This is a genomic window from Mannheimia sp. USDA-ARS-USMARC-1261 (assembly GCF_000521605.1).
In the GTDB taxonomy this organism is placed as follows: domain Bacteria; phylum Pseudomonadota; class Gammaproteobacteria; order Enterobacterales; family Pasteurellaceae; genus Mannheimia; species Mannheimia indoligenes.
On the sequence record NZ_CP006942.1, the window covers coordinates 2,280,353 to 2,287,500 of the forward strand.

Consider the following 7,148-nt stretch of genomic DNA (forward strand, 5'->3'; position numbering starts at 1 on the left):
CGTCTTTTATTTTTAGGAATCACAATGTTAAACAAGGTTTCAGATAGCTTACTTGCACCAAGTGGGCTTGAATTATCGCACTTAAGCCAAGTGCTTGATTACTTCTCAGGACGTGATATTGATTACGCCGACCTCTATTTCCAGCTTAGCCAAGACGAAAGTTGGAGCTTGGAAGATAGCATTATTAAAGAAGGCGGGTTTTATATCGACAGAGGTTTTGGTGTGCGTGCCGTTTCAGGTGAGAAAACAGGCTTTGCCTATGCGGATCAAATCACACTCAAACAATTAGAACAATGTGCGGCAGCAGCTCGCTCTATCAGCCAAACAAGCGGTCAATTATTGGTAAAAAATTTCAAAAAAACGACCGCTTGCCCACGCTATGCGGCGATTAATCCACTAGATACAATTAGCCGAGAGCAAAAAGTAGAATTACTCCATTTGATTGATAGAACCGCCCGTTCGGAAGATCCCCGTGTTATTCAGGTAAATGCCAACTTGTCTGCGGTGTATGAAGAGATGTTAGTTGCAGCCACAGACGGTACATTAGCCTCAGATATTCGCCCATTAGTACGTTTATCTATTTCTGTACTTGTGGAGCAAAACGGCAAGCGTGAGCGTGGCTCAGCCGGAGCTGGTGGACGTTTCGGCTTAACGTGGTTTTTAGAACCAAATGCAACAGGATTTAGCCGAGCAGAGGCTCTTGCAAAAGAAGCTGTTCGCCAAGCACTGGTTAATCTTACTGCCATTCCTGCCCCAGCTGGCACAATGCCGATTGTTCTTGGTGCCGGCTGGCCTGGCATTTTATTACACGAAGCAGTTGGACACGGTTTAGAAGGCGATTTCAACCGTAAAGAATCTTCACTTTTTACAGGCAAAATCGGGCAGATGGTTACCTCCGAGCTTTGTACTATTGTTGATGATGGTACTGTGCCGGATATGAGAGGCTCAATTACGGTTGATGACGAAGGTGTGCCTTCACAACGCAATGTGTTAATTGAAAATGGGATTTTGAAAGGCTATATGCAAGACAAACTCAATGCTCGCTTAATGGGTGTTGAACCGACAGGCAATGGCAGACGAGAATCTTATGCACACTTACCGATGCCACGAATGACCAACACTTACTTAACCGAGGGAAACCACGAATTTGAGGAAATGATTGAATCGGTGGAATATGGCTTATATGCTCCACACTTCAGCGGTGGGCAAGTAGATATTACCTCTGGCAAATTTGTGTTCTCTACCGCAGAAGCCTACTTAATTGAAAAAGGTAAAATCACTAAACCGGTAACAGGAGCAACCCTTATCGGTAGCGGTATTGAAGCAATGCAGCAGGTTTCAATGGTAGGTAAAAAAATGGAGCTCGATCCCGGAATTGGCACTTGTGGTAAAGAAGGGCAATCCGTACCGGTCGGTGTGGGGCAGCCGACTGTGAAGTTAGATAAAATTACGGTGGGTGGACGTGGATAGCCTCCGTCCAATTTGCAAAATTTAGAAAAAATATCACCGCTTGAAGCGATAGAAGGAAAACAAAATGGCTTGGGTACAAATTCGTTTAAATAGTACAGACAAACAGGCTGAAGAAATCAGCGATTTTTTAACAGAGATTGGAGCAGTATCCGTTACTTTTATGGATAGCCAAGATACGCCAATCTTTGAACCTCTTCCAGGCGAAACTCGTCTTTGGGGCAATACCGATGTAGTTGGCTTATTTGATGCAGAAACAGATATGAATGTTATCGTAGAAGCATTAAAAATTAGCAAATTAGTTGATGAAACTTTTGCTCATAAAATCGAGCAAATTGAAGATAAAGATTGGGAACGTGAATGGATGGATAATTTCCACCCAATGCAGTTCGGCAAACGTTTATGGATTTGTCCAAGCTGGCGTGAAGTGCCTGATCCGAATGCAGTTAATGTGATGCTCGACCCAGGTTTAGCATTTGGAACAGGTACACACCCAACTACTTCCCTCTGCTTACAATGGTTAGATAGCTTAGACTTAGAAGGCAAAACCGTGATTGATTTTGGATGCGGTTCCGGTATTTTAGCGATTGCTGCATTAAAACTCGGTGCGAAACAAGCAATCGGGATTGATATCGACCCACAAGCAATTTTAGCCAGCCAAAATAATGCGAAAGCGAATAGTGTAGAAGCTCGTTTACAACTCTTCTTAGCCAAAGATCAACCCAAAGATTTACAAGCTGATGTTGTAGTAGCAAATATTCTTGCAGGTCCATTAAAAGAGCTTGCTCCTAACATTATCACTCTTGTAAAACCAAATGGTGATTTGGGATTATCGGGTATTCTTGCCAGCCAAGCTGAAAGTGTATGTGAGGCTTATAGCCCATCATTTGAGCTTGATCCTGTAGTGGAAAAAGAAGAATGGTGTCGAATTACAGGTCATAAAATCTAATCTAAATAAAGCCCTGTTTTAAGAAAAAATGGGGCTTTATTTATATCTTCTCCACATCTTTCAGGAGAAATATCCTTTATAACCTTTTTATAGCTACAAGCGGTATAAATTAAGGAAAATTTTAGGGATAGTGGACAAAATTGAGTCTGATTTCCCAATGAACTAGCCATAGTGGACATTTTTGAGTCTGCTATGGCTTTATTTTCAACTCTTTTGGCAAACAAAATCCTTTATAAACATCATCTTATGTTCATCAGTTAGTCCTTGATGTGGCACTAATTTGACTTTCATTTGTCTAAAAAATGACTCCACCAAGTTGGTTGTATGTGCAATGTTTAACTCGGGATACGCTTGATAGGTAAATAGATAGTTTATGCTACGTTTTAAACCCCAATAAGCACTCCGTAATCGCTTATGTTTAAATCGTTTTGGGTTGGTTGCAGAATGTTCATTGAAATAACCTTTATGTTTATTTAACCATACAGATAGGGCTAGAGTAAGTGTCTCTTGTGTTTGAAATTTAAGTGAGTAATAAAGCGATAGTAGCTCTTTTCCTGCCTCTGATTTTGGTGATTTTGTTAAATAAAAAATACCTCGCCCGATTTGATGGAAGTGGCACATTTGGGTAGGAATATTGGGGTAAGCATTTAATAATCCTCTTCTTCCATCACAGGTAATTGATTGAATGTTAATTCCTTTTTCAATTAACGCTGAGATAGCGTCAAAATAATATTGATTTTTCTCCGCAGAAATAAAGCGAAAATAAATCGGCTTTAAAGATAAGGAATCCATTAGGATAAGTACAGCAAAACGTTGTTTAAAGTGAGTGGTATCCATCACGATATTTACTGTTTGAGGAAGAGATTTTTGCTCGGCTTTTGTCGCTTTTTCGAGATGCCTTCTAATCGTCCGTTCAGAACATTGGTATTCAAAAGCAAGTTGTTGAATCGTTTGTTTTTGAGAACTGTACTTAAACCAAATTTCTTCGGAATTAAGTCGCTTAGATGCGACAAAGTTACGGTTACAATCAAGGCATTTATAGCGTTGGATACCGTTAATTTTACCGTATTTTTTGAGATTAAAAGATGAGCAGAAAATGCAATTTTTTAGGCATTTTTATAAAAAGTAGGTTAAAGCCTTATATTACAAGGTTTTAACCTAATTTACAGACTCAATTTTGTCCACTATACCAAATTTTACAAATATAGAAATGAAAAAACCGACTCAAATGAGTCGGTCTTCTAAATAATGGCAGGGGCGGAGAGGCTCGAACTCCCAACACCCGGTTTTGGAGACCGGTGCTCTACCAATTGAACTACGCCCCTATTGATATCTTTTTTCTTCTATGAAAAGAGCGAGTATTAGACTCGCTTTTAAATAAATTGGCGGAACGGACGGGACTCGAACCCGCGACCCCCTGCGTGACAGGCAGGTATTCTAACCAGCTGAACTACCGCTCCGCTAAATTCTTAGATTGATAATGCCCTACTCTCACATGGCGAATCACCACACTACCATCGGCGTTACTGCGTTTTACTTCTGAGTTCGGAATGGAGTCAGGTAGAGCCACAGCACTCTGGTTATCAATCAAATTCTTTCTATTTAGTCAGTCTACTACTATCTCATTCTATCTACTAATAAACTCACTAAATAAAAACCCGACGATGCTCTACTCTCACATGGCGAATCACCACACTACCATCGACGTTACTGCGTTTTACTTCTGAGTTCGGAATGGAATCAGGTAGAACCACAGCACTATTGTCGTCGGGAAAATCCGTTAAAATCTAAAAACAAGCTGTTACTTTGAGTATGCTTTCTCTGTTCGTCTTTTCTTTGTTTGTCTTCTGTTTAGTCTTTACTCTACTTCGCTTCTCGTCTTTCTCGCTTTCGCTTCCAAAAACACTTGAGCGTTGTATAGTTAAGCCTCTCGGGCAATTAGTACGTGTTAGCTCAACGTATCACTACGCTTACACACCACGCCTATCTACGTCGTAGTCTCCAACAACCCTTACAGACTTATAGTCTGGGAGAACTCATCTCTTGGCAAGTTTCGTGCTTAGATGCTTTCAGCACTTATCTCTTCCGCACATAGCTACTCGGCAATGCGTCTGGCGACACAACCGAAACACCAGCGGTGCGTCCACTCCGGTCCTCTCGTACTAGGAGCAGCCCCAACCAATTCTCCAACGCCCACGGCAGATAGGGACCGAACTGTCTCACGACGTTCTAAACCCAGCTCGCGTACCACTTTAAATGGCGAACAGCCATACCCTTGGGACCTACTTCAGCCCCAGGATGTGATGAGCCGACATCGAGGTGCCAAACACCGCCGTCGATATGAACTCTTGGGCGGTATCAGCCTGTTATCCCCGGAGTACCTTTTATCCGTTGAGCGATGGCCCTTCCATTCAGAACCACCGGATCACTATGACCTGCTTTCGCACCTGCTCGACTTGTCTGTCTCGCAGTTAAGCTTGCTTATACCATTGCACTAACCTCACGATGTCCGACCGTGATTAGCAAACCTTCGTGCTCCTCCGTTACTCTTTGGGAGGAGACCGCCCCAGTCAAACTACCCACCAGACACTGTCCGAGTACTCGTTCCGAGCACTTCGTTAGAACATCAAACGTTAAAGGGTGGTATTTCAAGGACGCCTCCAACAACACTGGCGTGTCATCTTCAAAGGCTCCCACCTATCCTACACATCAAAATTCAATGTTCAGTGTCAAGCTATAGTAAAGGTTCACGGGGTCTTTCCGTCTAGCCGCGGGTACACCGCATCTTCACGGCGATTTCAATTTCACTGAGTCTCGGGTGGAGACAGCCTGGCCATCATTATGCCATTCGTGCAGGTCGGAACTTACCCGACAAGGAATTTCGCTACCTTAGGACCGTTATAGTTACGGCCGCCGTTTACTGGGGCTTCGATCAGGAGCTTCTCTTTCGATAACACCATCAATTAACCTTCCAGCACCGGGCAGGCATCACACCCTATACGTCCACTTTCGTGTTTGCAGAGTGCTGTGTTTTTAATAAACAGTTGCAGCCAGCTGGTATCTTCGACCGGTTCAACCTTCACCCGCGAGGGGCTACAATCTACGCCGGCGCACCTTCTCCCGAAGTTACGGTGCTATTTTGCCTAGTTCCTTCACCCGAGTTCTCTCAAGCGCCTGAGTATTCTCTACCTGACCACCTGTGTCGGTTTATAGTACGGTTCAGTGTAATCTGACGCTTAGTGGCTTTTCCTGGAAGCGTGGTATCGGTTACTTCAGCACCGTAGTGCCTCGTCATCATCTCTCAGTGTTAATGGAAGACCGGATTTGCCTAATCTTCCCACCTACCAACTTAAACAGGGATATCCAACACCCTGATAACCTAACCTTCTCCGTCCCCACATCGCAATTACACCAAGTACGGGAATATTAACCCGTTTCCCATCGACTACGCTTTTCAGCCTCGCCTTAGGGGCCGACTCACCCTGCCCCGATTAACGTTGGACAGGAACCCTTGGTCTTCCGGCGAACGAGTTTTTCACTCGTTTTGTCGTTACTTATGTCAGCATTCGCACTTCTGATACGTCCACCAAACTTCTCAATTCAGCTTCTTCCGCTTACAGAACGCTCCCCTACCCAACAATGTATCCATTGATGCCGCAGCTTCGGTGACTAGTTTTAGCCCCGTTACATCTTCCGCGCAGGCCGACTCGACTAGTGAGCTATTACGCTTTCTTTAAATGATGGCTGCTTCTAAGCCAACATCCTAGCTGTCTAAGCCTTCCCACTTCGTTTCCCACTTAACTAGTACTTTGGGACCTTAGCTGGCGGTCTGGGTTGTTTCCCTCTCCACGATGGACGTTAGCACCCACCGTGTGTCTCCTATGCATTACTCTTCGGTATTCGCAGTTTGCATCGGGTTGGTAATCCGGGATGGACCCCTAGCCGAAACAGTGCTCTACCCCCGAAGGTATTCACATAAGGCTCTACCTAAATAGATTTCGGGGAGAACCAGCTATCTCCCGGTTTGATTGGCCTTTCACCCCCAGCCACAAGTCATCCGCTAATTTTTCAACATTAGTCGGTTCGGTCCTCCAATTAGTGTTACCCAATCTTCAACCTGCCCATGGCTAGATCACCGGGTTTCGGGTCTATACCTTGCAACTACACGCCCAGTTAAGACTCGGTTTCCCTTCGGCTCCCTTATTCAGTTAACCTTGCTACAAAATATAAGTCGCTGACCCATTATACAAAAGGTACGCAGTCACAGAATAAATCTGCTCCCACTGCTTGTACGCACAAGGTTTCAGGTTCTATTTCACTCCCCTCGCCGGGGTTCTTTTCGCCTTTCCTTCACAGTACTGGTTCACTATCGGTCAATCAGGAGTATTTAGCCTTGGAGGATGGTCCCCCCATCTTCAAACAGGATATCACGTGTCCCGCCCTACTTGTTGTTAGCCTAGTACCACAAGAATGTTTTCGGATACGGGATTATCACCTTCTACGATTGAGCTTCCCAGCTCATTCTCCTAACAAACTTGCTATCACTAACTGGCTCTTTCGCGTTCGCTCGCCGCTACTAACGAAATCTCGGTTGATTTCTTTTCCTCGGGGTACTTAGATGTTTCAGTTCTCCCGGTTTGCCTCATTATCCTATGTATTCAGATAATGATAGTAGATTCTTCATCTACTGGGTTTCCCCATTCGGATATCTTGGATTAAACGCCTCTTATCG

Annotated in this window: 3 protein-coding genes, 2 tRNA genes and 3 rRNA genes (1 of these 8 cut by a window edge); 2 read left to right on the forward strand and 6 right to left on the reverse strand. The window is 44.1% G+C overall.

Annotation, left to right across the window (positions count from 1 at the left end; translation table 11 throughout):
• The first annotated feature begins 24 nt into the window (after positions 1-24).
• Positions 25-1,470 carry a metalloprotease TldD gene (tldD, locus tag X781_RS11165; RefSeq protein ID WP_025236926.1) on the forward strand — a complete coding sequence of 482 codons (1,446 nt, stop codon included), beginning with the start codon at positions 25-27 and terminating at the stop codon, positions 1,468-1,470.
• A 64-nt stretch (positions 1,471-1,534) separates the two neighbouring features.
• Entirely contained in the window at positions 1,535-2,416 is an 882-nt protein-coding gene (gene prmA / locus X781_RS11170; protein WP_025236927.1) for a 50S ribosomal protein L11 methyltransferase, read from the forward strand.
• A gap of 204 nt (positions 2,417-2,620) precedes the next feature.
• Here prmA and X781_RS11180 read toward each other — a convergent pair whose 3' ends face one another.
• From X781_RS11180 to X781_RS11205, 6 genes are all read right to left on the reverse strand, one after another.
• Positions 2,621-3,514: an IS256 family transposase, variant Zn-binding type gene (locus tag X781_RS11180; protein WP_442914796.1), complete on the reverse strand. Its 894-nt coding sequence runs from the start codon at positions 3,512-3,514 to the stop codon at positions 2,621-2,623.
• 151 nt (positions 3,515-3,665) lie between these two features.
• A tRNA-Trp gene (locus tag X781_RS11185) sits at positions 3,666-3,741 on the reverse strand.
• 58 nt (positions 3,742-3,799) lie between these two features.
• Positions 3,800-3,876 (reverse strand) — tRNA-Asp (locus X781_RS11190).
• A gap of 12 nt (positions 3,877-3,888) precedes the next feature.
• A 5S ribosomal RNA gene (gene rrf / locus X781_RS11195) occupies positions 3,889-4,004 on the reverse strand.
• A gap of 68 nt (positions 4,005-4,072) precedes the next feature.
• Positions 4,073-4,188: ribosomal RNA gene (gene rrf, locus X781_RS11200) — 5S ribosomal RNA — on the reverse strand.
• 145 nt (positions 4,189-4,333) lie between these two features.
• Positions 4,334-7,148 (reverse strand): 23S ribosomal RNA (locus tag X781_RS11205); it runs 86 nt beyond the window's last position.